The 26,735-nt window shown below is 66.6% G+C and carries 23 protein-coding genes; 17 read left to right on the plus strand and 6 right to left on the minus strand.

The genetic code is table 11. From position 1 onward, the window contains the following. Positions 1 to 12 precede the first annotated feature (12 nt). From AC27VE_RS00700 to AC27VE_RS00710, 3 genes are read left to right on the plus strand one after another with little or no spacing between them, the layout of a single operon-like run. Entirely contained in the window at positions 13 to 885 is an 873-nt protein-coding gene (locus AC27VE_RS00700) for a MurR/RpiR family transcriptional regulator (protein ID WP_006223582.1), read from the plus strand. Between the two features lie 14 nt (positions 886 to 899). Beyond that, on the plus strand, positions 900 to 2,393 hold the full coding sequence (locus AC27VE_RS00705; RefSeq protein ID WP_488702821.1) for an N-acyl-D-amino-acid deacylase family protein: 1,494 nt from the start codon (positions 900 to 902) through the stop codon (positions 2,391 to 2,393). 10 nt (positions 2,394 to 2,403) lie between these two features. After that, a complete protein-coding gene (locus AC27VE_RS00710) occupies positions 2,404 to 2,817 on the plus strand; it encodes a RidA family protein (protein ID WP_105555293.1) in 414 nt (137 codons plus the stop codon). 204 nt (positions 2,818 to 3,021) lie between these two features. On the opposite strand, the gene lolA is transcribed toward AC27VE_RS00710, so the two are convergent. Next, positions 3,022 to 3,645: an outer membrane lipoprotein chaperone LolA gene (gene lolA / locus AC27VE_RS00715; protein ID WP_006223579.1), complete on the minus strand. Its 624-nt coding sequence runs from the start codon at positions 3,643 to 3,645 to the stop codon at positions 3,022 to 3,024. Continuing rightward, on the minus strand, positions 3,645 to 6,029 hold the full coding sequence (locus AC27VE_RS00720) for a DNA translocase FtsK (protein WP_427962083.1): 2,385 nt from the start codon (positions 6,027 to 6,029) through the stop codon (positions 3,645 to 3,647). Before AC27VE_RS00720 ends, lolA begins: the two co-directional genes overlap by 1 nt. A gap of 42 nt (positions 6,030 to 6,071) precedes the next feature. Here AC27VE_RS00720 and trxB point away from each other — a divergent pair, with 42 nt between their 5' ends. The 5 genes from trxB to AC27VE_RS00745 are packed head-to-tail and all read left to right on the plus strand — an operon-like array spanning position 6,072 to position 9,782. After that, entirely contained in the window at positions 6,072 to 7,031 is a 960-nt protein-coding gene (gene trxB / locus AC27VE_RS00725; RefSeq protein ID WP_006223577.1) for a thioredoxin-disulfide reductase, read from the plus strand. After that, positions 7,018 to 7,686 carry a Smr/MutS family protein gene (locus tag AC27VE_RS00730; RefSeq protein WP_488702822.1) on the plus strand — a complete coding sequence of 223 codons (669 nt, stop codon included), beginning with the start codon at positions 7,018 to 7,020 and terminating at the stop codon, positions 7,684 to 7,686. Before trxB ends, AC27VE_RS00730 begins: the two co-directional genes overlap by 14 nt. Next, entirely contained in the window at positions 7,683 to 8,012 is a 330-nt protein-coding gene (locus AC27VE_RS00735) for a DMT family transporter (RefSeq protein WP_006223575.1), read from the plus strand. The genes AC27VE_RS00730 and AC27VE_RS00735 overlap by 4 nt, the downstream gene beginning before the upstream one ends. Continuing rightward, positions 8,009 to 8,656, plus strand: coding sequence for a hypothetical protein (locus tag AC27VE_RS00740; protein ID WP_488702823.1), 648 nt, complete (start codon positions 8,009 to 8,011; stop codon positions 8,654 to 8,656). The genes AC27VE_RS00735 and AC27VE_RS00740 overlap by 4 nt, the downstream gene beginning before the upstream one ends. Continuing rightward, positions 8,643 to 9,782, plus strand: a complete 1,140-nt coding sequence (locus AC27VE_RS00745) for a hypothetical protein (protein WP_488702824.1) — start codon at positions 8,643 to 8,645, stop codon at positions 9,780 to 9,782. Before AC27VE_RS00740 ends, AC27VE_RS00745 begins: the two co-directional genes overlap by 14 nt. Here the strand turns inward: AC27VE_RS00745 and AC27VE_RS00750 are convergent. Both AC27VE_RS00750 and AC27VE_RS00755 read right to left on the minus strand, forming a co-directional pair. Beyond that, positions 9,779 to 11,869: a sodium:solute symporter family protein gene (locus tag AC27VE_RS00750; RefSeq protein WP_088587787.1), complete on the minus strand. Its 2,091-nt coding sequence runs from the start codon at positions 11,867 to 11,869 to the stop codon at positions 9,779 to 9,781. The two genes, AC27VE_RS00745 and AC27VE_RS00750, sit on opposite strands and share 4 nt — an antisense overlap. Continuing rightward, complete coding sequence (locus tag AC27VE_RS00755) at positions 11,869 to 12,153, minus strand: DUF4212 domain-containing protein (RefSeq protein ID WP_488702825.1); 285 nt, start codon at positions 12,151 to 12,153, stop codon at positions 11,869 to 11,871. The genes AC27VE_RS00750 and AC27VE_RS00755 overlap by 1 nt, the downstream gene beginning before the upstream one ends. Positions 12,154 to 13,099: 946 nt before the next feature. On the opposite strand from AC27VE_RS00755, the gene kdpF reads away from it, so the two are divergent. The 9 genes from kdpF to AC27VE_RS00800 all read left to right on the plus strand — a co-directional run bounded on the left by kdpF (position 13,100) and on the right by AC27VE_RS00800 (position 23,634). After that, positions 13,100 to 13,189, plus strand: coding sequence for a K(+)-transporting ATPase subunit F (gene kdpF, locus AC27VE_RS00760; RefSeq protein ID WP_006223569.1), 90 nt, complete (start codon positions 13,100 to 13,102; stop codon positions 13,187 to 13,189). Further along, positions 13,189 to 14,985, plus strand: coding sequence for a potassium-transporting ATPase subunit KdpA (gene kdpA, locus AC27VE_RS00765; protein WP_315138858.1), 1,797 nt, complete (start codon positions 13,189 to 13,191; stop codon positions 14,983 to 14,985). Before kdpF ends, kdpA begins: the two co-directional genes overlap by 1 nt. 22 nt (positions 14,986 to 15,007) lie before the next feature. Then, complete coding sequence (gene kdpB, locus AC27VE_RS00770) at positions 15,008 to 17,167, plus strand: potassium-transporting ATPase subunit KdpB (RefSeq protein WP_488702826.1); 2,160 nt, start codon at positions 15,008 to 15,010, stop codon at positions 17,165 to 17,167. Positions 17,168 to 17,210: 43 nt separating this feature from the next. Next, the gene (gene kdpC, locus AC27VE_RS00775; protein WP_424625434.1) at positions 17,211 to 17,831 is read left to right on the plus strand and encodes a potassium-transporting ATPase subunit KdpC; all 621 of its coding nucleotides are present in this window, start codon (positions 17,211 to 17,213) and stop codon (positions 17,829 to 17,831) included. Positions 17,832 to 17,882: 51 nt separating this feature from the next. Beyond that, positions 17,883 to 20,669 (plus strand): DUF4118 domain-containing protein, encoded by a 2,787-nt coding sequence (locus AC27VE_RS00780; protein ID WP_488702827.1) that lies wholly within the window; start codon positions 17,883 to 17,885, stop codon positions 20,667 to 20,669. A 12-nt stretch (positions 20,670 to 20,681) separates the two neighbouring features. Further along, positions 20,682 to 21,374, plus strand: coding sequence for a two-component system response regulator KdpE (gene kdpE, locus AC27VE_RS00785; protein ID WP_006223564.1), 693 nt, complete (start codon positions 20,682 to 20,684; stop codon positions 21,372 to 21,374). 117 nt (positions 21,375 to 21,491) lie between these two features. Next, positions 21,492 to 22,259, plus strand: coding sequence for a TorF family putative porin (locus tag AC27VE_RS00790; RefSeq protein ID WP_427962063.1), 768 nt, complete (start codon positions 21,492 to 21,494; stop codon positions 22,257 to 22,259). A 142-nt stretch (positions 22,260 to 22,401) separates the two neighbouring features. Next, positions 22,402 to 22,731, plus strand: coding sequence for a hypothetical protein (locus AC27VE_RS00795; RefSeq protein ID WP_488702828.1), 330 nt, complete (start codon positions 22,402 to 22,404; stop codon positions 22,729 to 22,731). A 3-nt stretch (positions 22,732 to 22,734) separates the two neighbouring features. Next, positions 22,735 to 23,634 (plus strand): 4-hydroxy-tetrahydrodipicolinate synthase family protein, encoded by a 900-nt coding sequence (locus tag AC27VE_RS00800; RefSeq protein WP_427962060.1) that lies wholly within the window; start codon positions 22,735 to 22,737, stop codon positions 23,632 to 23,634. Here the strand turns inward: AC27VE_RS00800 and AC27VE_RS00805 are convergent. Then, complete coding sequence (locus tag AC27VE_RS00805; RefSeq protein ID WP_488702829.1) at positions 23,612 to 25,153, minus strand: methyl-accepting chemotaxis protein; 1,542 nt, start codon at positions 25,151 to 25,153, stop codon at positions 23,612 to 23,614. The genes AC27VE_RS00800 and AC27VE_RS00805 overlap by 23 nt on opposite strands. A 217-nt stretch (positions 25,154 to 25,370) precedes the next feature. After that, positions 25,371 to 26,636: an O-antigen ligase family protein gene (locus tag AC27VE_RS00810; RefSeq protein WP_488702893.1), complete on the minus strand. Its 1,266-nt coding sequence runs from the start codon at positions 26,634 to 26,636 to the stop codon at positions 25,371 to 25,373. Positions 26,637 to 26,735: the final 99 nt, after the last annotated feature.

Below are 26,735 nucleotides of genomic sequence, written 5' to 3' on the forward strand. Positions count from 1 at the left end.
CAGGAACCCCACATGAACATCATCCGCGACATCGTCTTCCAGATACGCAGTCGGCGGGACGCATTGAGCGTGACTGAACGCAAGGTCGCCGACGCCATCCTGGACGACATCATGTGGGGCGCCAGCGCCACGGTCGACCAGCTGGCGACGAAGGCGGGCGTCAGCATCGCCACCATCTCGCGCTTTGCGCGCACGGTGGGCTGCGAAGACACCCGCGACCTCAAGATGAAGCTGGCGCAGGCCAGCACGGTAGGCAGCCGCTTCCTGGACCCCAGCGCGCCCGCCGAGGAAAGCACCTTCTACGCCCGCATCTACGCCGACATCGAAAGTACGCTGCGCGCGCATCTGCCTACCTTCACCGAACAGCTGTTCGAGCAGGCCTCATCCATCGTCGACGGCGCGCGCATGATCTACGTGTTCGGCATGGGCGGCGCCTCCGCCGTGCTGGCGCAGGAAGTGCAGTCGCGCCTGGTGCGCCTGGGCTATCCCATCGCTGTCTACAGCGACGCGGTGCTGCTGCGCATGGTGGCCGCCACCCTGGACGAGCGCGACGCGGTCCTCATCCTGTCGGCCTCCGGCCTGACGCCCGAAATCGTCGGCGCCGCCCGCATCGTCAAGCAATACCGCGCCCGCATCGTCGCCATCACGGACGCCACCTCTGAACTGGCCAAGCTGGCCGACGTGGTGCTGCCGATCCGCACGGACGAAACCGACTTCATCTACAAACCCTCGGCATCGCGCTACGCGATGATGCTGGCCATCGACCTGCTGTCGACCGAACTGGCCATGCTGAACCAAGAGGAAAACCGCGAACGCCTGCGCCGCATCAAGCTGGCGCTGGACGAGCACCGCGGCGGCCCGAACCGTTTGCCGCTGGGCGATTGAACCTGGAACCCAAGATGTACGACACCCTCATTGGCAACGTCCGCGTCCTGGACGGTACCGGCGGCCCCGAAATCCGCGCCAGCGTGGCCCTGGCCGATGGCCGCATCGCCGCCATCGGCGCCCTGCCCGGCGCGCAAGCCCGCCACATCATCGACGGCACGGAACTGGCGCTGGCCCCCGGCTTCATCGACGTGCACACGCATGACGACACCAACGTCATCCGGACGCCGGGCATGCTGCCCAAGCTGTCCCAGGGCGTGACGACCGTGGTGGTGGGCAATTGCGGCATCAGCGCTTCGCCCGTGTCGTTGCGCGCCGAGCCCCCGGATCCGATGAACCTGCTGGGCGGCCGCGAAGACTTCAACTACCCCACCTTCGCCGACTACACGCGCGCCATCGAAGCCGCGCAACCGGCGGTGAACGTAGCCGCGCTGGTGGGCCACACCGCCCTGCGCAGCAACCACATGGACCGCCTGGACCGCGCCGCCACGCAGGACGAAGTGCTGGCCATGCGCGAGCAACTGCGCGATGCGCTGGCACACGGGGCGATCGGGCTGAGCACGGGCCTGGCCTATGCGTCCGCCTTCGAGGCCGACACGGCCGAGGTCAAGCTGCTGGCCGAAGCGCTGGATGAATTCGGCGCGCTGTACACCACGCACCTGCGTTCCGAGTTCGCGGCCATTCTCGAGGCCATGCAGGAAGCGTTCGACATCGCCCTGCACGCCCGCGTGCCGGTGGTGGTGTCGCACCTAAAATGCGCCGGCGCCGGCAACTGGGGCCGCACGAAGGAAGTGCTGTTCAAGCTGGAGAACGCGGGGCGCCTGCAACACGTGGGCTGCGACTGCTATCCGTATTCGGCCAGCTCGTCCACGTTGGACTTGAAGCAGGTCACCGATGAGTTCGACATCGACATCACCTGGTCCGTGCCGCATCCCGAGCAAGCCCGCCGCAAACTGGCCGCCATCGCGGCCGACTGGGGCGTGACGCTGCGAGAGGCCGCGCAACGCCTGCAACCGGCCGGCGCCGTCTATCACAACATGCATGAGGACGACGTGCGCCGCGTGCTGTCGCACCCGCTGACGATGGTGGGGTCGGACGGACTGCCCAACGACCCGATGCCGCATCCGCGCCTGTGGGGCGCCTTCCCGCGCGTGCTGGGCCATTACAGCCGCGACGTCGGGCTGTTCCCGCTGATTCAGGCCGTGCACAAGATGACCGGCTTGTCCGCCGCCCGCTTCGGTCTGGCCGATCGCGGCCTGGTGCGCGAGGGCTATCACGCTGATCTGGTGCTGTTCAATCCGGACACTGTCATCGACCGCGCCACCTTCGCCGCGCCGGTACAGACCGCCGCCGGCATCGAAGCCGTCTGGGTCAACGGCACCCTGTCGTACCACCAGGGGCAGCCCACCGGCGACCGCGCCGGCCGCTGGCTGCCGCGCAACGGCGACCTGCGCGCGAGCTTCGCGGCGGCGTCTTCCCTTTCTCCGGCATCAACCCCATCCCAATAGGAGTCTCACCATGAGCAATGCCCCCACGCCCGACAAGAATGGCATCACCCGCTACGGCGTCGCCGGCGGCACCGGCCAGGGCGGTTCGCACATGCCGTTCGCGCGCGCCGTCGCCGCCGACGGCTGGCTGCACGTGTCCGGCCAGGTGCCGATGGAAAACGGCGAAGTGATCGAAGGCGGCACCGTGGCGCAGTGCCACAAGGCCATCCAGCAACTGCTGGCCATCCTGAAGGAAGCCGGCTACGGCCCGGAACACGTGGTGCGATGCGGCGTCTGGCTGGACGACGCCCGCGACTTCCCGTCGTTCAACAAGGTCTTCAAGGAATACTTCGGCGAAAACCCGCCCGCGCGCGCCTGCGTGCAGTCCAGCCTGATGGTGGACGCCAAGGTCGAGATCGATTGCGTGGCGTACAAGCGGCCTTGATGGAGGCGTTGCTACGTAGGATGGGTGAAGCGCGAGAGAATGTGCGCAAAGACACCACCGCCTAGCGCGCGCAACCCATCAAGCAGCGCCACGCTTCTTATCTGATTTAGCCACAACACAACCGCTGCTTGATGGGTTGCGCGCGCTGGGCGGCTGGTGTTTTGCGCACAGTTCTCTCGCGCTTCACCCATCCTACGGCCCTGCCTACATTTTTACGACGTCTACGCCCTTGGGCGCCGTGAATTGGAATTCTTTGGCGGATAGCGACGGGTTGGCCGCGATTGCGGACAAGTCCACGCGCGTCGTCTGGCCGAAGGAATCCAGGAGTTCGACGCGCACCGGCAGGTTGTCCTTCATGCCGATGTCCACGCGCGAAAAACCGGCGTCGGCCGTGCGCGGCTTGGCGCGCAACCACTCCACGCCGTCCTTGGCCGGCAGCGCCGACACGTCGAACGATTGCTCAAGCGAACCGGAGCCGAACAGGATCGCGGCGGGCGAGGTGCCGATGGCGGCATCCACCTTGCGCTCGGTCACTTGCGCCAGATCAGGGTCGAACTGGAAGACCGTGCGGCCGTCCGAGATGACGAGCTGTTCGTACGGCTTCTGCACCGCCCATTTGAACTTGCCCGGGCGCTGGAACGAAAACACGCCGGTCTGCGCAGGCTGCGTGCGGCCCTGGTTGTTCACCGTGTACTGCGAGAACGAACCGGTGGCCGCCGTGACGGACGAGACGAAGGCCTTCAATTGCTCTTGCGCGCTGGCGGCAAACACCAGGGCAGGCGCCAGACTCAAGGCGGTGGCGATGGCCAGGCGGCGAAACGTCTTCATCATGCTTCCTCTCGGGCGGCGGCTGCGGCAGGGACCAGGATTTCCCGGTTGCCATTGGATTGCATCGCCGACACCATACCCGATTGCTCCATTTGCTCGAGTAACCGGGCCGCGCGGTTGTAACCAATGCGCAGGTGACGCTGCACCAGCGAGATCGAGGCGCGGCGGTGCTTGAGCACCACTTCGCAGGCCTGGTCGTACATCGGGTCGGACTCGGCGTCGCCGCCGATGCCGGTGACGCTGCTGGCGCCTTCGCCGTTGTCGCCCTCGACCCCGCCTTCCAGCAGGCCTTCGATGTAGTTGGGTTCGCCCTGCGCCTTCAGGCTTTCCACCACGCGATGCACTTCATCGTCGCTGCAGAACGCGCCGTGCACGCGCACCGGCAAGCCGGTACCCGGCGGCATGTAGAGCATGTCGCCCTGGCCCAGCAGGGTTTCGGCGCCCATCTGGTCAAGAATGGTGCGCGAATCGATCTTGGACGACACCTGGAACGCGATGCGCGTGGGGATGTTGGCCTTGATCAGGCCCGTGATGACGTCCACGCTGGGGCGCTGCGTGGCCAGGATCAGGTGGATGCCGGCGGCGCGCGCCTTCTGCGCCAGGCGGGCGATCAGTTCTTCGATCTTCTTGCCCACCACCATCATCAGGTCGGCCAGCTCGTCGATGACCACCACGATGGTGGGCAGCGGCGACAGCGGCTCGGGCTGGTCGGGCGTGAGCGAGAACGGGTTCGGAATGGGTTCTTCGCGCTTGATGGCGTCGCGGATCTTGGTGTTGTAGCCCGCCAGGTTGCGCACTCCCATCTTGCTCATGAGCCGGTAGCGCTTTTCCATTTCGCCCACGCACCAGTTCAGCGCATTGGACGCGTGGCGCATGTCGGTCACGACGGGGGCCAGCAAGTGCGGGATGCCCTCGTAGACGCTCATTTCCAGCATCTTCGGGTCGATCAGGATCAGGCGGGTGTGGGACGCGTCGGCCTTGTACAGCAAGGACAGGATCATGGCGTTGATCCCCACCGACTTGCCCGAACCCGTCGTACCGGCCACCAGCAAGTGGGGCATCTTGGCCAGGTCGGCCACGACCGGGTTGCCGGCGATGTCCTTGCCCAGCGCCATCGTCACCACCGAATGGCTGGCGTGATAGGTCTGCGAACCCAGGATTTCAGACAGGCGCACCATCTGGCGGCGCGGGTTAGGCAGTTCCAGGCCCATCAGGTTCTTGCCCGGGATGGTTTCCACCACCCGGATGCTGACCAGGCTCAGCGCACGGGCCAAGTCCTTGGCCAGATTGACGATCTGGCTGCCCTTCACGCCGGTGGCCGGCTCGATTTCGTAGCGCGTGATGACCGGGCCGGCCTGCGCCGCCACGACCGTGACGGACACGCCAAAGTCGGCCAGCTTCTTTTCGATCAGGCGCGAGGTGAATTCGATGGTCTCGGCCGACACCGTTTCCTGATTGGTCAGCGGCGGGTCCAGCAGGCTGATGGCCGGCAGGTCGCCTTCGGCGCCGCCCGAAGGCGCGAAGAACAGCGACTGCTGCTTTTCCTTTTCGACGCGTTCGGACTTGGGCACGACGGTAATGGCGGGTTCGATGCGCACCGGCTGCTCGTGCACCAGTTTTTCCTGCTTGGCCTCGACCTGCTCGGTGCGCACGGCCTTGGCCACCTGGCCGACCTTGCGGTCTTCGCGGGCGGCGTAGGAATTGCGGACGCGGCGGATCAGGCCTTCCATCCAGGAGCCCACGCGTTCGGCCACGGCCAGCCACGAGAACGAAAAGAACAGGCTCAGGCCGATGGCCAGCATGACCAGGAAGGCCAGCGTGCTGCCGGTAAAGCCGATGCTGCGGCTGATCAGGTCGGCCAGCGTATGGCCGATGACGCCGCCTGCTCCGCTGGCGGATTCAGAAGCGCCGGGCAGATGCGTGCCGCGGCTGGCCAGGCGCAGGGCTTCCATGCCCAGCGAACCCAGCAGCAGCAGGAAGAAGCCGATGCCCTCTTCCCAGTGGACGCGCGGCAACACTTCCGGTTGTTTACTATTAGTTACTTTAAGCTGGCTGGCCAGTCGCCGGTAGCCCGCGCGCACCCGGTGCAGCAGCAGGACGACCCACCACCAGGCCGAGAAGCCGAAGAGATAGAGGAGGATGTCCGCCAGATAGGCGCCCAGCCGTCCCCCGTGGTTGCGCACGACGTCGCCGGGCACGGAGTGCGACCAGCCAGGGTCGGACGCGCTCCAGGTGGCCAGCACCAGGGTGAGCCAGGCCGCCAGGGCGGCAAATAGGATCCAGCGGGCTTCGCGCAGCAACGCGGAAATACGCGTTTGTAGCGGCGAAGGCCCGTTGCGGGTGTTGCGCGAGGCGCGCGGAGAAGCAGTCGAGATACGCGGCATGCGGCTCATTATAATTGGGCGTTAACCTAAAGATACCCGCCCATGTCCACGCCTACGCACGCTAAAGTTTTGATACTCGGTTCCGGCCCTGCCGGTTACACGGCGGCCGTCTATGCGGCACGCGCCAATCTGAGCCCTGTTCTTGTTACAGGTCTGGCCCAAGGCGGCCAGCTCATGACCACCACGGACGTCGACAATTGGCCGGCCGACGCGGATGGCGTGCAGGGTCCGGACCTGATGCAGCGCTTTCAGAAGCACGCCGAACGCTTCAACACCGAAATGCTGTTCGACCACATCGCCAAGGTCGACCTGTCCAAGCGCCCGTTCACGCTGACCGGCGACACCGGCAAGATCTACACCTGCGACGCCCTCATCATTGCCACCGGCGCCTCGGCCAAGTACCTGGGCCTGCCGTCCGAGCAGTCCTTCATGGGCCGCGGCGTGTCCGGCTGCGCCACCTGCGACGGTTTCTTCTACCGTAACCAGGACGTGGTCGTGGTCGGCGGCGGCAACACCGCCGTCGAGGAAGCCCTGTACCTGTCGAACATCTGCCGCAAGGTCACCCTGATCCATCGCCGCGACAAATTCCGCGCCGAACCGATCCTGGTCGACAAGATGATGGCCAAGGTCGAGAACGGCAACATGGCGCTCAAGACCTTCCACACGCTGGAAGAAGTGCTGGGCGACGACAGCGGTGTAACCGGCGTGCGCGTACGCCACGTGGACACTGGCGTCACCGAAGACATGCCGGTCACCGGCGCCTTCATCGCCATCGGCCACCAGCCGAATACGGAAATCTTCCAGGGCCAGCTGGAAATGAAGGACGGCTACATCGTCACCAAGAGCGGCCTGTCCGGCATGGCCACGATGACCTCCGTCCCGGGCGTGTTCGCCGCGGGCGACGTCCAGGACCACGTCTACCGCCAGGCCATCACCAGCGCCGGCACGGGCTGCATGGCTGCCCTGGACGCCCAACGGTGGCTGGAGAATGCGGGGCAGTAAGGTCGGCCTGGCCGACCTGAAACGCCTGAAGAAAGACCTGCAGGCCGAGCGCGAACGCGAAGCGCTCGCCAAGCGGGTCGCGGTGCTGAAGAAACCGGAAAGCGCGCCCCTGGATGACATTGCCGCTTTCCAGCGCACGATGAAGTCCGTCACGCCGATCAAGGCGGCCGCCCGCGCGGAGCACAAGCCCGTGGCGGAACCCGCCCCGGCGCTGCGCCGCGCCAATGCGCTGGGCGAAACGCCGTCCCGCGCAGACGCCGGCGTGTCCGACGGCGGCGAAATCACGCACCTCTTGTCCGAAGGCGGCACCGCCTTCGTGCGCAGCGACGCAGCACCCGACACCGCCCGCAACCTGCGCCGCGGCCAATGGCGTGCGGGCGCGGAGCTGGACCTGCACGGCCTGCGCGTCGAACAGGCCCGCCACGCGCTGCTGTCCTTTCTGGACGAATGCCAGGAACACGGCATCCGCTGCGTGCGCGTCGTGCATGGCAAGGGCTATGGCTCGCAAGGGCTGGAGCCGGTGTTGAAAGACAAAGCGCGCACCTGGCTGGTGCAGAAGAATGAAGTCCTGGCGTTTTCCGAGGCGCCAGAACGCGAAGGCGGCGCAGGCGCCCTGCTGGTGCTGTTGCGGCAATCCGAAGGAATGCGCAAATGAAATGGCTCTACCTGGGCGTGGCGATCATCGCCGAGATCTTCGCCACCAGCGCCCTGAAGGGCTCTGAAGGCTTCACCCGCCTGGTGCCGTCCCTCATCACGGTCACCGGCTACCTGATCTCCTTCTACTTCCTGTCGCTGACGCTGCGCGAGATCCCGGTAGGCATCGCCTACGCCATCTGGTCCGGGGTCGGCATCGTGCTGATCTCGATCGTGGGCGCGGTGCTGTTCAAGCAGCACCTGGACACGCCGGCGATGATCGGTATCGGCCTCATCATCGCCGGCGTGGTGGTGATGAACGTGTTTTCGAAATCCGTCTCGCATTGAGCCGCCCCCTCGCGCCGCCGGCTGCGTCGTGGGTCCGCCGCTGGCTGGCGGCCTGGTTGTGCGTGGGCTGCCTTGCCTTCCTGCTGGCCGGCAACGCGTGGTCACAGGAGTTCAACCGCGCCGCAGAGCTCGTGCGCTACCGGGCTTGGCTGACGGACTTCAAGCAAGATCTGGACCGCCTGTCCGCCTCGCGGCGCCCGCTATCCGAGGCCGAGCTGGACTCGATGTTCGCCCGCACGGTGGTGCCCGGATCGCGCGCAGCGGGATTCATCCGCCAGAGCTTCGCGCGGCGTGGCAGCGACGGGGCCTATCTCCCGCAACACGGTCCGCGCGCGGTGTTCCTGGGCGTGCTGGACAGCGGCATCCCCGCCGGCCAGGGCGGCGTGTATCCGGAAGCTGACCCGGCGTTGAAGGTCGCGGACCTGACCGTCTGGTATCTGCACGTGGACGTGGGCGACATGACCAATACCTACCTGCTGTCGGATAAGCATTTCACGCCCTACCGGCTGCCGCCCCCCGGCAAGCTGGAACGCAACGCCTACCCGTTCCTGCTGATGGATACGCACGGCGGCGCGCTGCGCCTGGGCGGGGTCAGCAGCGAACTCTGGGGGCTGGTTGCCTACCTGCACAATGCCGCGCATTGAACCCGTCCTGCGCCTGCTTGCGCTGACGGCGTTGTCGATGGCGCCCGGCCTGGCCAGCGCGCTCTGCGAGCCGTTGGCGGCGTCCGCGCAGCGCCAGACCCAGGTGGCGGACATCCCGCTGGAGGGCACCAACACGTTGCTGGCGCTGGACGGTTCGCGCATCCAGTCATGGCAGCCCGCCGTCTCGGTGGAGACCGGCGCGCGCGCCACGCCTGTGATCTGGGCCGAACACGTGGATTGGTCGGTGTACGCCGCCGCGCCGGATGCGCGTATCGGCGTCGCGATGCTGCGCTTCGAAACCGGCGCCGACGGGCGCCGGCATCTGTGCGGCATCGCGCGCTACAGCGCCAACGCCGTGGATGCGGCCCGTGAATCCCGCAAGGCCGCCCTGCCGTCACCTGACTCGGAAACCCGCTACTACTATGGCGATGGCGACCGTCTGACCGGTTATGAAGAGCGCTCCCGCGCGGCGGACGGCCGCCCGAACCCGCCGGTACGCTACTGCCTGCGCTATGACGAACACGGCTGGCTGGCCGAACTGGGTGCCAACGATTGCGCCGCCGCCTCCCAACCGATGACCCGCTACGTGCATGACGCGGCAGGCCGGCTGCTGCGCGTCATCGCGTATCAGGAGAAATCCGGCGAGGCGTCGCAGGTCGTGGCCTATGACGGCCAGGGCCGCACGGTGCAGCGCTACCTGCGCCCCCACATCGGGTGGGCCGAAGACGGCCCTGCGCTGGGGCTGCCCTATCGCGAGATTCAAAGCGACTACGCCGTGCTGGTATTGCCGGGCCCGACCTGGAAGCCGCCCGCGCTGGATTCGTACCACTATGACTGGGCCATCGTGCGGCCCACGCCCGGCAACGGCGGCCGCGACATCTACGCCGCCAAGCGCGACCCCGCACAGGTGCTGGCCAAAGGCAACAGCGGCAATGGCGGCCAGTTCGCCCTGACCGCCGCGCAGAAGCAGCGCATCTGGGAAGCCGCCGGCCAGACGCCGGGCGGTGTGCAATGGCTATGGGCGCCGGGCCAGACGTTTACCTTGTTGCAAGCCATGCCCGACGCGGCGTGGGCGGCCTGCACTGATCCGGACAACCGCAAGACCGACGCCTGCGGCGCGCCTTAGGCGTTTTCGGCCGGCGGGCGAGGCGCGCCCGGGTGGCGCAGATAATCCACCAGCGCCAGCGTCGCGCGGTCAGGCGGCGGCGTCAGCAGCGACACCACGATGATCGTGAGAAATGCCACGGGCGCGCCGAATATGCCGGCCGCGATAGGCTGGATGCCCCACCACAGGTCGACCGGCTGCGTGCGTGAAATGCCCAGGACCCATTCGCGCAGCCACGGATGCGTGTGCGTCATGTAGGCAAAGGTCACCGCCAGCCCCGCCGCCATGCCCAAGGTGGCGCCCCATTTGTTGGCGCGGCGCCAGAATACGCCCATGACCAGGGCGGGAAAAAAGGACGACGCCGCGAACGAAAAGGCGGCTGACACCATGAACAGGATGTCGGCAGGCTTGCGCGCCGCCACCCAGGCCGCGCCGAACGCCACCACCAGCAACAGGATTTTCGACACCATCACCCGGCGCGCGGCCGACATGCGCGGCGACACCATCCGGTACCACATGTCGTGCGACAGGGAATTGGACAAGGTCAGCAACAGGCCGTCGGCGGTGGATAGCGCGGCCGCCAGCCCGCCGGCCGCCACCAGGCCTGAAATCACGTAGGGCAGCCCCCCGATCTCGGGCATGGCCAGCACCACCACGTCGGCGCCCATGCTGATTTCACTTAGCTGCACGACGCCGTCGCGGTTGATGTCGGTGACGTCCAGCAGGTTGCTGTCGACCGCGCTCCAGGCGTGTACCCAATTGGGCAGGCTCAGGAAATTCGACCCCACGACCTGCGTATAGACCTCGTACTTGACCAGCAGGGCCAGCGCGGGCGCCATGAAATACAGCAGCAGGATGAACAGCAGCGACCAGCACACCGACTTGCGCGCCTCGATCACCGAGGGCGTGGTGTAGGACCGCATCAGGATGTGCGGCATGCCCGCGGTTCCCAGCATCAGGCACAGCACCAGCGCCAGGAAATTGATGCGCATGTTGCGCCGCTCTTCCGGGTCTTTGGCGGGAAAGGGTTCGGCATGCGGTGTGGGCGGAGCGGCCCGCGCTTCGAAGGTCGCACGGGCTTGCGACCAGAGCACGCGCGCATCTTCCACGCTGGCGGGATAGGCGGCCAATTCCCGTTCGGCGGAACGGATCTCGACCATGGGCGCATCGCTGGCGTTCAACTGCGCCAGCCGGCTGCGCAGTTTGTCCTTTTCCAGCGTCCAGGATTCGGGCAGCGCCTGCACGCGCTGCGCCATCTGGTCGGCGTGCTGCTGCCAAAGCCGGCGCACCTCGATTTCGGACGGGTCGTTCTGCAGGTAGATCTCTTTTTCGGTCACCTGCTGCAGCACCACGCCGGCCGACAGCTGCGGCACGGGCATGTCGGTGTGCTTGATCGACAGCCACACCACCGGCACCAGGTAGGCGATGACCAGGATGATGTACTGCCCCACCTGTGTCCACGTCACGGCGCGCATGCCGCCCAGGAACGAACAGACCAGCATGCCGCCCAGCGCCACGAAGATGCCCAGCTCGAACGAAATGCCGGTCATGCGCGTGGTGATGATGCCCACGCCGTAAATCTGCGCCACCAGATAGGTGAACGAACACAGGATGGCGCAGGCCACGCCCGCCAGGCGCGGCATGTTGCCGCCATAGCGCGCGCCCATGAAGTCGGGAATGGTGTACTGGCCGAAGCGCCGCAGGTATGGCGCCAGCAGCATCGCCACCAGCACGTAACCGCCGGTCCAGCCCATGATGTAGGCCAGCCCGCCATAGCCGGTCAGGTACAGCGTGCCCGCGACCCCGATGAAGGACGCGACCGACATCCAGTCCGCGGCCGTCGCCATGCCGTTATAGATGGCGGGCACGCGCCGCCCCGCCACGTAGTATTCGACCTGGTCCGAGGTGCGGCACACGATGCCGATGCCCGCGTACAGGCTGACCGTGACCAGCAGGAAGACGTAGCCGATCCAGTTGCGCGGCATGCCCAGGATTTCGGCCAGCGCCATCAACAGGATCATCAGCGCGAAGCCGGCCGTGTACAACACGTAGATGCGGCGCAGTCGGATCCGAAATTCCTGGGGAGTGTCTCCGCTGAAAAACGGCATCAGCGGTCCCCGCCCGCGGCTTCTGCCTCGGCGCGCTCGTCGGCCCGGTTCATGATCCGGGCATACACGCCGATGATGATCAGGTAGGCCAGCGGCGCCCCGTAGGCCGCCATCCAGAAAGCGAACGGCCAGCCGATGAAATCGAAGGTCAGGCTGCGGGCAAAAAAGGCGGGAATGAAGGTAAGCGCCGCCCAGGCGGCCAGCAGCAACACGATCAGCCGCAAATTGCGGCGCCAATAGGGGGTGGAAGCGGGCTTGGAGGTAGAAGCGAGGGGTTCGGGCATAGCTAGGATGTTCAGACCCTACCTGGATAGCGCGAAACGCTGCGTCTGAAAAGCCCTGGCGGATGATATTCGGGCTTTTTATGCGACAACGGCTGGCACTGCCTGGTGCCAGCCGTTGTGCGTTTTGCTTTTTTTGAGTACTGCTTTACTTTTTTTATGTACCGGTGCCGCCGGTATTTGCCCATGCAGGGCTTTGTCTCCTCACCTGCATGGGAAGAGATTCTGCACCAAGTGCGGGAATGCCACACTAGGGGAATGCCCTAAGACGGAGCATTCATTTACATATTCCATGCACCACAGTAGTGCAATTTGACCGAAAAGTTCTAAATATTGGGATTTTTTGGCGAAAAGGCACGAATTGAGCCAAGTTCAGAAATCCCGCCGATCCCGGAATATGACGATCGCCACCGCAGCATGCCCGGAATCGGGCGCGGCTCCAAAGGGCAGCAACACCCTTCAAAAGAACCCCGCAACGCTCGCAAGAACGCCCCACACGCCGCCAGAATAGCCGCGCCGCCGCCGGGCCGTCCCAAGGCGGCGCAGCCCCCTTGGGGGGCAGCAAGCGCGCAAAGCGCGCGCAGCGTGGGGGCACTCCCTGCGCCGCCGCCGGGCCGCCCCCAAGGCGGCGCAGCCCCCTTGGGGGGCAGCAAGCTCGCGAAGCGAGTGCGGCGTGGGGGCCCACCCCTCTTTATTTTTTGTTTACACCCCCCTCCCGAACGTATATCCCGTTTTTATCCCCTGCTCCGTAACCTGCCGGTGTCCTGATTGGTCACCTGGCCTGCCCGGCGCGCATCCGCCTTTGCCGCGCAGGCCCGTCGTTCGAAGGGAGCCGTGCTCCCGGGAGGAAAAACGTGGATGCCATCTATATCGCCGTCTTCGCCGTCATGGCCGGGCTGACTGTCGCCCTGCTGCGCTTCTGCGAAGCCCTGTCTACGGGAGAGCCGTCATGAACTGGCTCTATTGGGTCAGCGGCCTGACCGCCGCCCTGCTGTTCGTGTACCTGCTGGTCGCCCTGTTCAAACCGGAGAAATTCTGATGACCGCCGAATTCGTCGGATTGCTGGTCCTGTACCTGGCAGTCCTGCTTGCGATCGCGCCCCTGCTCGGGCGCTACATCCGCATCGCCATGGAAAACGGGCAATCCCGGCTGACCGCCTGGGGCCGCCCGCTTGAGCGCGGCATCTACCGGCTTGCGGGCATCGACCCGCAGGCCGAGATGGGCTGGAAGCGCTACACCCTGGCCGTGCTGGCCTTCAACATCCTGGGCATCGTGGTCGTCTACGGCCTGCAACGGCTCCAGGGCATGCTGCCGCTGAACCCGGCCGGCATGGGCGCCGTGACGCCGGACTCGGCCCTGAACACCGCCATCAGCTTCGTCGCCAACACCAACTGGCAAGGCTATGCCGGCGAATCCACGATGAGCTACCTGACGCAGATGCTGGCGCTGACGGTGCAGAACTTCGTCTCGGCCGCCACCGGCATCGCCGTCCTGTTCGCGCTGATCCGCGGGCTGGCGCGGCACTGCTCGGCCACCGTCGGCAACTTCTGGGCCGACATGGTCCGCTGCACGCTGTATGTGCTGCTGCCCCTGTCCTTCGTGCTGGCGCTGGCGCTCGTCAGCCAGGGCGTGATCCAGAACTTCAGCCCCTACCAGGACGTGCAGACGGTGGAAGCCCTGCATTACGACCAGCCGCGCGTGGACGCCCAGGGCCAGCCGGTGCTGGATGCCAAGGGCCAGCCCGTGACCGATCCCGCCGTCACCTCGACGCAGACGCTGGCGATGGGCCCGGTCGCCTCGCAAGAAGCCATCAAGCTGCTGGGCACCAACGGCGGCGGCTTCTTCAACGCCAACTCGGCACATCCGTTCGAGAACTCGACGCCGCTGGCGAACTTTCTGGAGATGCTGGCGATTCTGGCGATCCCCGCCGCGCTGTGCTTCACCTTTGGCGAGATGGTGGGCAGCCGGCGCCAGGGCATCGCGATCCTGGCGGCGATGACGGTGCTGTTCGCCGTCTTCGCGTTGGGCACCGCCTACTTTGAGCAGCAGCCCAACCCCATGGCGGCCCAGGCCGGCGCCGACAGCGCAATGACGGCGTTCTCGCCGGGCGGCAACATGGAAGGCAAGGAAACGCGCTTCGGCATCGCCGCGACGTCGCTGTTCGCCGTCATCACCACGGCCGCCTCCTGCGGCGCGGTCAACGGCATGCATGACTCCCTGACCGCGATGGGCGGGCTGTCGCCGATGCTGCTGATGCAGCTGGGCGAAGTGGTCTACGGCGGCGTGGGTTCCGGTCTCTACGGCATGCTCGCCTTTGCCATCCTGGGGGTCTTCATTGCCGGCCTGATGATCGGCCGGACGCCCGAATACCTGGGCAAGAAGATCGAGGCCTACGACATGAAGATGGTCTCCATCGTCATCCTGGCCACGCCGCTGCTGGTGCTGGGCGGCACCGCGTTGGCTGTCTCCGTGTCGGCCGGCCAGGCGGGGGTGCTGAACCCCGGCATCCACGGCTTCTCGGAAATCCTCTACGCGCTGTCGTCCGCCGCCAACAACAACGGCAGCGCCTTCGCCGGGTTGTCCGCCAACACGCCCTTCTACAACGTGCTGCTGGGCATCGCCATGTGGTTCGGCCGCTTCGCCGTGATCATCGCCGTGATGGCGATGGCCGGGTCGCTGGCGGCCAAGCGCCGGCTGCCCGCCGGCCCCGGCAGCATGCCCACGACCGGCCCCCTCTTCGTGGTGCTGCTCATCGGCGCCGTGCTGCTGGTGGGCGCCCTGACATATGTGCCCGCGCTGGCCTTGGGCCCGGTCGCGGAACACCTGCAACCCTGAATGCAACAGGCTAGGAAAGAAAATGGCCAAGATTGAAATGCCAACAACCAGCGCAGGCGGCGGTGCCGCCCGCGCGCCCGCCGCTGCGTCCCAAGACCGTTCCTTCGGCATGTGGTCGCGCTCGCTGGTCGGGCCAGCCGTGCTGGACAGCCTGCGCAAGCTTTCGCCCGCCGCGCAGTTGAAGAACCCCGTGATGTTCGTGGTCTACGTCGGCAGCATCCTGACGACCTTGCTGTGGGTGATGGCCCTGCGCGGCCAGGCCGAGGCCCCTGCGGGCTTCATCCTGGCCATCTCCGTATGGCTGTGGTTCACCGTGCTGTTCGCCAACTTCGCCGAAGCATTGGCCGAAGGGCGCGGCAAGCAGCAAGCGGCCACCCTGCGCGGCCTGCGCACCACCATCAATGCCCGTCTGCTAAAGAATTTCCGCGAGGCGGACATCCGCGACGCGCAACCCGGGCAATGGCGGGACCAGGCCGTCAGCCAGCCCTCGGGCCTGCTGCGCCGCGACGACGTGGTGCTGATTGAAGCCGGCGAGACCATCCCCGGCGACGGGCAAGTGATCGCGGGCGTCGCCTCGGTGGACGAAAGCGCCATCACCGGCGAATCCGCGCCCGTCATCCGCGAATCCGGCGGCGACTTCTCGTCGGTCACGGGCGGCACGCGCGTGCTCTCCGACTGGATCTTCGTGCGCATCGCGGCCGATCCCGGCGAGAGCTTCCTGGACCGCATGATCGCCATGGTGGAAGGCGCCAAGCGCCAGAAGACGCCGAACGAACTGGCGCTGACCATCCTGCTGGTCGGGCTGACCGTGGTGTTCCTGCTGGTCGTCGTGACCCTGATGCCGTTCTCGATCTACGCGGTCAGCGCGGCCGGCGGCGGCTCGGCGGTCACCGTGACCGTGCTGGTGGCGCTGCTGGTCTGCCTGATCCCCACCACCATCGGCGGCCTGCTGTCGGCCATCGGCGTGGCGGGCATGAGCCGCATGATGAGCGCCAACGTCATCGCCACGTCGGGCCGCGCGGTGGAAGCGGCGGGCGACGTCGACGTGCTGCTGCTGGACAAGACCGGCACCATCACCTTCGGCAACCGCCAGGCCTCCACCTTCCTGCCCGCGCCGGGCGTGTCCCCGCGTGAACTGGCGGATGCGGCCCGCCTGGCCTCGCTGGCCGACGAAACGCCGGAAGGCCGCAGCATCGTGGCGCTGGCTGACAAGGCCATCCACGCGCCCGCGCCCCACATGGCCGAGGTCGAATTCGTGCCCTTCACGGCGCAGTCGCGCATGAGCGGCGTGAACCTGGGCGACCGCATGATCCGCAAAGGCGCGGTCGATGCGATCCAGGCCTGGCTGGCCGCGCAGGAGACGACCGTGCCGGACCAGGTCTTGCGCCTGGCCGAAGACGTGGCCCGCCGCGGCAGCACGCCGCTGATGGTCAGCGACGGCAACCGCGCGCTGGGCGTGGTGGAACTGAAAGACATCGTCAAACCCGACATCCAGTCGCGCTTTGCCGAACTGCGCCGCATGGGCATCAAAACCGTGATGATCACGGGCGACAACAAGCTGACGGCGGCCTCCATCGCGGCCGAGGCCGGCGTGGACGACTTCCTGGCGGAAGCCACGCCCGAGGCCAAATTGAAGCTAATCCGCGCCTATCAGTCCGAAGGCCGGCTGGTGGCGATGACGGGCGACGGCACCAATGACGCCCCCGCGCTGGCGCAGGCCGATGTGGCGGTGGCGATGAACTCGGGCACCCAGGCCGCCAAAGAAGCCGGCAACATGGTGGACCTGGACTCCAACCCGACCAAGCTCATCGAGATCGTCGAAATCGGCAAGCAGATGCTGATGACCCGCGGCGCGCTGACGACGTTCAGCGTGGCCAACGACGTGGCCAAGTACTTCGCCATCATTCCCGCCGCGTTCGCCACGGTCTATCCGCAGCTCAACGTGCTGAACATCATGGGCCTTGCTACACCGGCCTCCGCCATCCTGTCGGCCGTGATCTTCAACGCGCTGATCATCGTCGTGCTGATCCCGTTGGCGCTCAAAGGCGTGCGTTACCGGCCCCTGGGCGCTTCCGTGCTGCTGCGCCGCAACCTGCTGATCTATGGCCTGGGCGGCCTGCTGGTGCCCTTCGTGGGCATCAAGCTGGTCGACATGGTGCTGACCGCGTTGGGCTGGGTCTGATCCCGTCCGCCGCATCCAGCCCAACAGAAGAAAGGAATCCATCATGAAACACGCAACGCAATCCGCCCCCGCCCTGCCGCACTCCGGCGGCATCCTGCGGCCGGCGCTGGTCGTCTTCGCCGCCCTGTCCCTGGTGACGGGCCTGGCCTACCCCTTCCTGACCAGCGGCGTGGCGGCCGCGGTATTTCCGCACGAGGCGGCGGGTTCGCTGATCAAGCAGGGCGACAAGGTCGTCGGCTCGGAACTGATCGGGCAGTCCTTCACGTCGCCCCAGTACTTCTGGAGCCGCCCGTCGGCCACCGCGCCGATGCCGTACAACGCCGCGGCCTCGGGCGGGTCGAACCTGGGTCCGCGCAACCCCGCGCTGGCCGAAGCCATCCAGGCCCGCATCGCGGCCCTGAAAGCGGCCGACCCCGAGAACCCCACGCCCGTGCCCGTGGATCTGATCACGGCCTCGGGCAGCGGGCTGGACCCGCACATCAGCCCGGCCGCGGCAAGCTACCAGGCGGCACGGGTCGCCCGCGCCCGACACCTGCCCCGCGAACAGGTCGATGCCCTGATCCAGGCCAATACCGAAAAGCCCTGGCTGGGCGTGCTGGGCGACCCCGTCGTCAATGTCCTGATGCTGAACCTGGCGCTGGACCAACTGGGCACGGGACGCTGATGCCGCAGCGTATAGTATTGCCAGCCTTCCCCACCCAACCCTTGCGCGTTCATGGCTGACATTGCTGGCGAGCGTCCCGACCCCGACGCGCTCTTGAAAACCTTGGACGACGCCGCGCGCCAGGCGGTGCGCGGCAAGCTGCGCGTGTACTTCGGGTCATCGGCCGGCGTGGGCAAGACCTACGCCATGCTGGTCGCGGCCCGGGCGCAAGCCGCGCAGGGGGTCAGCGTGCTGGCCGGCATCGTCGAAACCCATGGACGCCGCGAAACCGCCAGCCTGCTGGAAGGCCTGGCGGTCTTGCCGCTGAAAGACGTGGCGTACCGCGGCCATGTGCTGAAGGAATTCGACCTGGACGGCGCGCTGGCCGCCCGGCCCGGCCTGGTCCTGGTGGACGAACTGGCGCACTCGAACGCACCCGGTTCCCGCCACGCCAAGCGCTGGCAGGACATCCAGGAATTGCTGTCGGCCGGCATCGACGTCTGGACCACGCTGAACGTGCAGCATCTGGACAGCCTGAACGAAGCGGTGGGCAGCATCACCGGCGTGCGCGTCTGGGAGACCGTGCCCGACGAGGTCTTCGACGCCGCCGACGAAGTCATCCTGGTGGACCTGTCGGCCGACGAGTTGCTGCGGCGATTGAAGGAAGGGAAGGTCTACCTGCCCGAACAGGCCCGCCACGCCACCCGCAATTTCTTCCGCAAGGGCAATCTGATCGCCTTGCGCGAACTGGCGCTGCGCCGCACCGCCGACCACGTCGACGACGACGTCCAGGCCTATCGGCGCGACCGCGCGATCGAACCCGTCTGGCGCACCCGCGAAGCCGTGGTCGCCTGCATCGGTCCGGACATCGACGCCGAATACGTGATCCGCAGCGCGCACCGGCTGAGCCAGCAGCTGGAATGCGACCTGCACGTCGTTACCATCGATACGCCGCGCGCGGCGCCCACGCCGCAGGCCGAGCAAGACCGCATGCAGCGCAGCCTGGCCCTGGCGGATTCCCTGGGCGCGCGCACCGAAACCCTGGCCGGCGGCGACATGGTCGATGCCGTGGTGCGCTACGTGCGCCGGCACAACATCACCAAGGCCATCGTCGGCCGCACGCGGGCCACGGGCCTGCAACGCCTGCGTCTGTCGGTGTCGGCCTTGCTGACGGCGGCCATCACGCCCGGCTGGCTATGGCGCCGGCACAGCTTCGCCGACATGCTGGCCGCGGGCTGCCCCGAAATCGACATCATCCGGCTGGGCGCCCCACCCCTGCCCGCCAGCGCTGCTCCCGGCCGCGACCCGCTCACGCTGGGGCGCCGGACAGGCCAGAACGGCGACGAACGCAATGCCCGCCCACTGGCCGGCTACGCCTGGGCGCTGTGCTATTGCGCGGCGGCCACGGGGCTGTCGATGCTGGCCTTTCCCGTGCTGCACCAGACCAACATCGTCATGCTGTTCCTGCTGGCGGTGGTAGGCGTGGCGCTGCGCCATGGACGCGGGCCGGCCGCGCTGGCCTCCGTCGTCAGCGTGGGGCTGTTCGACTTTTTCTTTGTGCAGCCGCTGGCCTCGTTCGCCGTCTCGGATGTGCAGTACCTGCTGACCTTCGGCGTCCTGCTGTCCGTGGGCCTGCTGATCGGTCAACTAACGGCAGGGCTGCGCCTGCAGGCCCAGGTCTCGGTCAAGCGCGAGGCCGATGCGCGCAGCCTGTACGAGTTCGCCCGCGAACTGTCGTCCGCGTTGCTGCCCGAACAGATCGTGGCCTCGGCCGGCGCCTTCGTGCACGCCACCTTCGGCTCGCGCTGCGCGCTGTACATCCTGGGCCTGGACGACCGCCTGAAGCTGGCCTCGCCCGCGGCCGACGACATGCCGCCCCTGGAATCCGCGCTTGCCCAATGGGTCTATGACCACGGCCAGCCGGCTGGCGCCGGCACCGCCACGCTGTCCAACAGCGATCTGCTGTACCTGCCGCTGAAGGCGCCCATGCGCACGCGCGGGGTGCTGGCGCTGGCCGCGCCCCGCCGCAGCCTGTTCACCCATCCCGATTCGCGGCGCCAGATCGAAGCCTACGCCACGCTGATCGCCATCGCGCTGGAGCGCCTGCACTACGTGGAAGTGGCGCAGCAGGCGCTGGTCAGCATGGAATCGGAACGGTTGCGCAACTCGCTGTTGGCCGCCGTATCGCACGACCTGCGCACGCCGCTGACCAGCCTGATCGGCATGACCGACACCTTGACGCGCCAACAAGCGGCACTGCCTGCCGACGTGCAGGAAACCGTCCGCGCCATGCGCGATCAGGCGCAACGCATGCACGCGCTGGTCGTCAACCTGCTGGACATGGCGCGGCTGCAAAGCCGCGACACCCCGCTGCGCCTGGAATGGCAATCCATCGAAGAACTGGTGGGCGCGTCGCTGGCCGCCATGCGCGAACCCCTGGCCGGCCATCACGTTACCGTGGCCAGCCTGTCGCAGTTGCCGTTGGTGGAATGCGATGGCGTGCTGATCGAACGCGTGCTGTGCAACCTGCTTGAGAACGCGGCCAAATACACGCCGGCGGGCAGCACGCTGCGCATCCACGCCGCGGTGCATGATGCGGAACTGCGTGTGGCCGTCAGCGACAATGGCCCCGGCGTCGCCCCTGGCGCCGAGCGCCGCATCTTTGAAAAGTTCACGCGCGGCGAGCGCGAATCGGCCACGCCAGGCGTCGGCCTGGGCCTGGCCGTGTGCGAAGCCATCATCTCGGCCCACCACGGCCGCATCTGGGTCGAGCACACCCCGGGGCTGGCCTCCGGCGCGCAGTTCGTCTTCAGCCTGCCGCTGGGCACGCCGCCCGCGATCCAACCCGAAACCCTTTGACCGGCCATCCGCATGTTCGACTACCAGCCTACCGTCCTGATCATTGAAGATGACGCCAACATCCGGCGCTTCGTTCGCCAGGCGTTGGAAAGCGAAGGGTGCGTGGTGCACGAGGCCGACACCGTCCGCCGCGGCCTGATCGAGGCCGGCACCCGGCAGCCCGACGCCATCGTGCTGGACCTGGGCCTGCCCGATGAAGACGGCATGACCCTGATCCGCGAACTGCGCGGCTGGACCGAAGTCCCCGTCCTGGTGCTGTCCGCCCGCAGCGCCGAAGCCGACAAGGTGGCCGCGCTGGATGCTGGCGCCGACGACTACCTGACCAAGCCTTTCGGGGTCAGCGAACTGCTGGCCCGCCTGCGCGTGCTGCTGCGCAGGCATGCGCGCGGCGGCGCGGGCAACGCGGCCGAGATCGCCTTCGGCGATGTGCGCGTCGACTTCTCCAAGCGCGTTGTCGAGCGCGCCGGCCAGCACGTGCATCTGACCGCCATGGAATACCGCCTGCTTGCCGCGTTGCTGGCACACCGCGGCAAGGTCATGACCCACCGAGAACTGCTGCGCGAGGTCTGGGGGCCGTCCCACGTGGAAAGCAACCACTACCTGCGGATCTACATGGGCCATCTGCGCCAGAAGCTGGAAGCCGACCCCGCCCAGCCCGTCTACCTGCTGACCGAAATCGGCGTGGGCTACCGCTTCGCGGGCTGAACGCCCGCGCCATTCGCATGCATTGATGCGGCCTTTACGCGGACGGCGCGAGTCTTGTCTCGCGCTTTATGCCGATCCTCCTATTGTTGCGGTCCCGTTCAACATCTGGAGCATCCCATGTCCCGCAACACCCTGGCCGCGCTTGTCCTGCTGACGCTCAGCGCCACCGCGCACGCCAGCGACGCACCCGCCGCCGCAGAAGCCCCCGCCGCCTCCGATTTCAGCCTGACGGCCAACGTCACGCTGGCCAGCCAGTACCGCTACCGCGGCCTGATGCAGTCGAACAACAAGCCCGCCATCCAGGGCGGCTTCGACCTGGCGCACGCCAGCGGCTTCTACCTGGGCAACTGGAACTCCAGCATCAGCTGGCTCGGCGACACCAACAGCGAGGTCTCCGCGCCCGTCGAGATGGACTTCTACGGCGGCTACAAGGGCAACCTGACGGACAACGTGCCCGTCGACCTGGGCGTCTTGCAGTACTACTACCCCGGCGACTACCCGTCCGGCTACACCAGCCCCGATACCACCGAGTTGTATGCCGGCATCGGCTACGGCCCCGTGATGTTCAAGTACTCCATCGCCCTGACCAACCTGTTCGGCTTCGCCGACAGCAAGTACAGCCAGTACTTCGACGTGTCGGGCAACATCGACACCGGCATCTGGGGCCTGACCGTCAACGCCCACGTCGGCCGCCAGATCGTGCGCAACGTCGACAACGGATCCTATACCGACTGGAAGCTGGGCCTGACCAAGGACTTCGGCCAGGGCCTCTCAGTCTCGCTGGCGTACCTGGACACCAACGCGGACCGCGCCGTCTACACCAACACGCGCGGGCGCGACATGGGCCGCGCGACCGGCCTGCTGTCGGTGACCAAGACGTTCTGAGCGCCCGGGGCGTTGACGCGTTTTTTACGCGCCGCGCCCGCTTTTATCGGCAGGATTTACGGCGCCGTTCCTATAGTGGAATCGTCATCAACCAACCGGAACCGCGGACCGCGCCAGACGACGCCTCCGCCCCCCCGCCGCCATGATTCCCCGACTGGACCGCCGCAGCCACCCTTTCCCCGATCGTTCCCCGGCCCCTTGCCTGCCGCCTCTGCCGCAATCCGAAATGGTGGCGCTGACGGTCAGGATCGACACGTTGGATGCCCTGAAGGTGCGCCTGGCGCTGCACCGCGAACTGGGCGACCGCATCGGCGTATACCTGCTGTCGGTGGACCACGCCCATGCGCAAAGCATCTTGCAGTTGCAATGTGCACGCGGTGAACTCGACGCCTTGATGCACGCCGTCATGTGCGGCCTGCCCCAGGCGGAATTCGGTCCGGTGCGCCCGGCACCCGCGATCACGGTGCAATAAGCCATGGACATGCCAGCCAAGACGGTTTTCGACGGCATCTGGTTGCCGATGGTCACGCCGCTACGCGGCGGCTATGTGGACCTGGACGCCGCGCAGGCGCTGGCCCGCTATTACCGCAACGCGGGCATCGCGGGCCTGGTCCTGTTCGGGTCCACGGGCGAGGGCAATCTGCTGAGCCTGTCAGAAAAGACCGACATGATCGAGGCCATCGCCAGCGATCCGCACGCGCTTCCTATGGTGTTCGGCGCGGGCGGCGTTGATACGCGGGGCGTGGCCACCGCCATCCGCCGCCTGGACAAATATGCGCCCGCGGGCTATCTGGTGCCGCCCCCCTACTACCTGGGACCGTCGCAGCCGGGCATTCTGTGGCACTACCGGCAGATCGCCTGGGCGACCGAACGGCCCATCATCCTGTACAACATCCCCAAGCGGACAGGCGTCACCATGACCGTCGAAACCATGGAGACCCTGGCGCTGATGCCCAACTTCACGGCGGTCAAGGAATGCAACCCGTCGGTGCTGGCCACCTTGAACGCGCGCGGCAAGCTGGACGCGCTGTGCGGCGAAGACCTGGCGCTGCTGGACCACTGGCTGGCCGGCGGCCGCGGCGCCATTCCGGCCGCGGCGCACCTGTTCCCCGAGCGCTACGTCGAAGTCATGCAACTGGCGCGCGACGGCCACGCAGAAGCCGCGCGTGAGCTCTTCGAGCCCTTGCGCGGCCTGATCCGGCTGCTGTTCGCCGAACCGAATCCGGCGCCTCTCAAGCGCGCCCTGTCCCTGCAAGGGCTGATTGCCGACGAACTGCGCATGCCCATGATGCCGGCCAGCCGGGAACTGAGCCCCCGGCTGCAACGCGCCATGAGCGCGGTCCAGGGTTCCCCTAGCCGGCTGCAGACAGCTTGAAGATGGACACGGCGCGGGCCAGGTCGTCGGCCTGCTCGTGCAGCGTGGCCGCCGACGCGGCGAATTCCTCGACCAGCGCGGCGTTCTGTTGCGTCACGCTGTCCAGATGCGTCACGGCCTGATTGATCTGCTCGATGCCCACGCTCTGCTCGGCCGACGCCGTGGCAATCTCGCCCATCAGCGGTGCGCTGGTGGCGGCCGATTCCAGCACGCTGCTCATCGTGGCGCTGGCCTGCTCGACACGCTGGCTGCCGCGCGCAACCGACTCCGACGAGGTTTCGATCAAGCCCTTGATTTCCTTGGCCGCGGTGGCCGAACGCTGCGCAAGCGCCCGGACTTCGCCCGCCACGACCGCAAACCCGCGTCCCTGCTCGCCCGCCCGCGCCGCTTCCACGGCCGCGTTCAGCGCCAGGATGTTGGTCTGGAACGCAATGCCGTCGATCACGCTGATGATCTCGTCGATGCGCTGGGAGCTGTGCGAGATCTCGCGCATGGCGTCGATGGCGTGCTGCGTTTCTTCGCTGCCCTGGCGCGCCAGTTGCGCCGCTTCCCCGGCCAGCGAACTGACCTCGCGCACATGCTCTGCGCTTTGCTTGGCCGTCGCGGTGATCTCTTCCACGCTGGCGGCCGTCTGCTCCAGGGCTGCGGCCTGCTTCTCGGTGCGGTCCGACAGATCCATGCTGCCCGCCGCGATCTGGCGCGACGCCGCCGCGATCGATCCCGTGGATTGCACGATGGTACGCACGGCGGCATCCAGGCGTTCCTGCATCCGCGCCATGGCGTCGAACAAGCGGCCGATCTCGCCGCGATGGTGGCGCGACACGATGCTGGACAAATCGCCATTGGCCACGCGTTCGCACAGCGCCACGGCCTCGTCCAGCGGACCGATGACATGCGTGCGGAAAAAGCGCAGCGCGGCGATCAGCACCAAGGCCAGCAAGCCCAGCGTCACGGCGCCCTGGCGCCACAGCGTGCCGTAAAAAGCGGCGTCCACATCGTCCACATACAGGCCGGTGAAGATCAGCCACCCCCAGTCGGCGTCGTATGTCGCGTAACTGATCTTCGGCAGGGCCTCGACCTCGCCCGGCCGCGGGAAACGGTATTGCACATAGCCCCCGCCCGCCTTGCCCCCGGCATACAGGTTTTCAAAGATCGGCAGGCCATCGGCGTCTTTGATGGCGCGCACGTTCGTGCCCACGAGCTTGGCGTCGGGGTGGACCAGCAAGGTGTAATCGTCACCGAAGACGCCCACATAGCCGTCGGCGCCGTAGCGCAGTTGCGCCAGCCGCCGCGCCACGTTGCGCTTGGCGTCGGCCAGGGGCATGCCCTCGCTGACGCTCTGCTTGCCGTTGCGCAGGATGCCGGCGGCCAGGTCCAGGACATGGCGCAGTTCCGTCTTGCGCTCGGCCACCATTTCGGTGCGGCGTTGCCACGCGTCCCAGGCGCCCAGAACCAGGACGGCGGCGCCGATGGCGAACACGAACCACAGCAGTTCCCTGCGCAGGCTGGAATTTTTCACAGGCTCTCCTCGTAGTGCCCACTCCCGCCCGTGAAACCATTAGCGGCAGAATGTGACGGTTTATGTATTGCGTTCCGTCAGGATACGGGGACACAGCAGGGTTTTCACCAAGTCGAAGCATCAAGCTTGATCTAGCGCAATCCCCATAAGAAAAACGCAAGGCGGGTACGCCTTGCGTTCAGGGAGGTCTGGCTGGCGGGGACGACCCCGCGGGTTGTCAGCGCGGCGCCACGGCGGGTGCGGCGCGGGCCGCACGGGGAGTCGTCAACGCAATCAACGTCACGACGATCAGCGAATAATTCGGCACGCTGCGCATGTTGCGGAACATCATTTCGGTCAGGCTGAAGGCGCAATAACCCAGGCAGAACAGCAGCCCCAATTGCGCGCCCACGCGGATTACACGGTCATCGCTGGCCAGCCGCCGGAAGAAGATAGCCGCAGGCAGCAGGTACAGCGTCAGGATGCTCAGTAACCCCAGCAGACCGTAGCCGGACAGGGCCGCCAACATGTCGTTGTGGGGTTCGCCAAACCCCTCGACGACTTCTTCCGTCACGATGTCCTGCTTCTGCAGTGCCAGCAACTCGTCGCGGAACTTGCTGGGGCCGACGCCCACGATCGGGCTTTTCTCGAACATCAGGATCGATGCGTGCCACAGCTGAAGCCGGATGCCGAAGGACGTATCGCGGTTGGCCGATGTCGCGAAGCCCTCGACGTCATGCGAGATCTCCTGCATGCGGCTGCTGAACGTCCAGATGGCGGCGGCACTGGCAGCCAGCGCCACACAGACGGCCAGCGCGCAATAAGCCTTGTGCCGGCTCTTCCAGTTACGCAGGCCCAAGAGGAAAACCAGCCCCAGGATCGGCAACAGCATCCAGCTGCTGCGCGTCTCAGATACCCAGGTGGCAGCCACCGTCAGCGCAACCGCCAACAGTTTCACCCCCGTCTCGATACGCGGCCAACGCGTACTGGGCCCCCAGCCCAGGGACAGCAGCGTCATGCCGCCGAACAGCAAGGTCAGATTTGCGAAAGCCACAGCGTTGTAGCGCCCGCCGACATCGACCATCGCCCCGCGCCCCTCGGTTTTCATGGTCACGATCAGCAGTGCGGCACCGGCCAGCGCCCCGGCAAGAATGCTCCATTCCACCGCTTTAAGCCACCGTTTCGGAGCGCGGAGCAAAAGCCACAATACCGGTACCGCCAACGCAAACCGTAGCAGTTTCTCGAGTTCAGAATTGCTCCATACGCCCCGCACCAGGTACGTGGCGGTAATACAGGCCAGCGGAAGCAGCAGCGCCAGCGCCATGGGCCACAATGCCTTGAAATCCATAGGATCGTAATGCTTGACCCCATTGATTGCCAGAGCAACCAATGCAATCAGCCCAGCAACGTAGACAATGGCAGGGCCGCCCACGGGACTGGTCAAGGCCAACATGGGAACCAGCAACACAAGCCAAGTAGCTAGAGATACATACATTCGGGGCACAACAATCAACCTAGTAGAAAAACGGGAAGTCGACAAATATCCTGCGGGTCAGGTAGACAAAACCCGCCCGCCATGACGGCGGGCGGGTTCTGCAAGACT

It is taken from the genome of Achromobacter sp. 18P8.1.1, from assembly GCF_057799415.1.

Excerpts from the sequence above, each read along its gene's own strand:
- AC27VE_RS00700 (WP_006223582.1), top strand. The coding sequence starts at position 13 with ATGAACATCATCCGCGACATCGTCTTCCAGATACGCAGTCGGCGGGAC.
- AC27VE_RS00705 (WP_488702821.1), top strand. The coding sequence starts at position 900 with ATGTACGACACCCTCATTGGCAACGTCCGCGTCCTGGACGGTACCGGC.
- AC27VE_RS00710 (WP_105555293.1), top strand. The coding sequence starts at position 2,404 with ATGAGCAATGCCCCCACGCCCGACAAGAATGGCATCACCCGCTACGGC.
- lolA (WP_006223579.1), bottom strand. The coding sequence starts at position 3,645 with ATGAAGACGTTTCGCCGCCTGGCCATCGCCACCGCCTTGAGTCTGGCG.
- AC27VE_RS00720 (WP_427962083.1), bottom strand. The coding sequence starts at position 6,029 with ATGCCGCGTATCTCGACTGCTTCTCCGCGCGCCTCGCGCAACACCCGC.
- trxB (WP_006223577.1), top strand. The coding sequence starts at position 6,072 with ATGTCCACGCCTACGCACGCTAAAGTTTTGATACTCGGTTCCGGCCCT.
- AC27VE_RS00730 (WP_488702822.1), top strand. The coding sequence starts at position 7,018 with ATGCGGGGCAGTAAGGTCGGCCTGGCCGACCTGAAACGCCTGAAGAAA.
- AC27VE_RS00735 (WP_006223575.1), top strand. The coding sequence starts at position 7,683 with ATGAAATGGCTCTACCTGGGCGTGGCGATCATCGCCGAGATCTTCGCC.
- AC27VE_RS00745 (WP_488702824.1), top strand. The coding sequence starts at position 8,643 with ATGCCGCGCATTGAACCCGTCCTGCGCCTGCTTGCGCTGACGGCGTTG.
- AC27VE_RS00750 (WP_088587787.1), bottom strand. The coding sequence starts at position 11,869 with ATGCCGTTTTTCAGCGGAGACACTCCCCAGGAATTTCGGATCCGACTG.
- AC27VE_RS00755 (WP_488702825.1), bottom strand. The coding sequence starts at position 12,153 with ATGCCCGAACCCCTCGCTTCTACCTCCAAGCCCGCTTCCACCCCCTAT.
- kdpF (WP_006223569.1), top strand. The coding sequence starts at position 13,100 with ATGAACTGGCTCTATTGGGTCAGCGGCCTGACCGCCGCCCTGCTGTTC.
- kdpA (WP_315138858.1), top strand. The coding sequence starts at position 13,189 with ATGACCGCCGAATTCGTCGGATTGCTGGTCCTGTACCTGGCAGTCCTG.
- kdpB (WP_488702826.1), top strand. The coding sequence starts at position 15,008 with ATGGCCAAGATTGAAATGCCAACAACCAGCGCAGGCGGCGGTGCCGCC.
- kdpC (WP_424625434.1), top strand. The coding sequence starts at position 17,211 with ATGAAACACGCAACGCAATCCGCCCCCGCCCTGCCGCACTCCGGCGGC.
- AC27VE_RS00780 (WP_488702827.1), top strand. The coding sequence starts at position 17,883 with ATGGCTGACATTGCTGGCGAGCGTCCCGACCCCGACGCGCTCTTGAAA.
- kdpE (WP_006223564.1), top strand. The coding sequence starts at position 20,682 with ATGTTCGACTACCAGCCTACCGTCCTGATCATTGAAGATGACGCCAAC.
- AC27VE_RS00790 (WP_427962063.1), top strand. The coding sequence starts at position 21,492 with ATGTCCCGCAACACCCTGGCCGCGCTTGTCCTGCTGACGCTCAGCGCC.
- AC27VE_RS00795 (WP_488702828.1), top strand. The coding sequence starts at position 22,402 with ATGATTCCCCGACTGGACCGCCGCAGCCACCCTTTCCCCGATCGTTCC.
- AC27VE_RS00800 (WP_427962060.1), top strand. The coding sequence starts at position 22,735 with ATGGACATGCCAGCCAAGACGGTTTTCGACGGCATCTGGTTGCCGATG.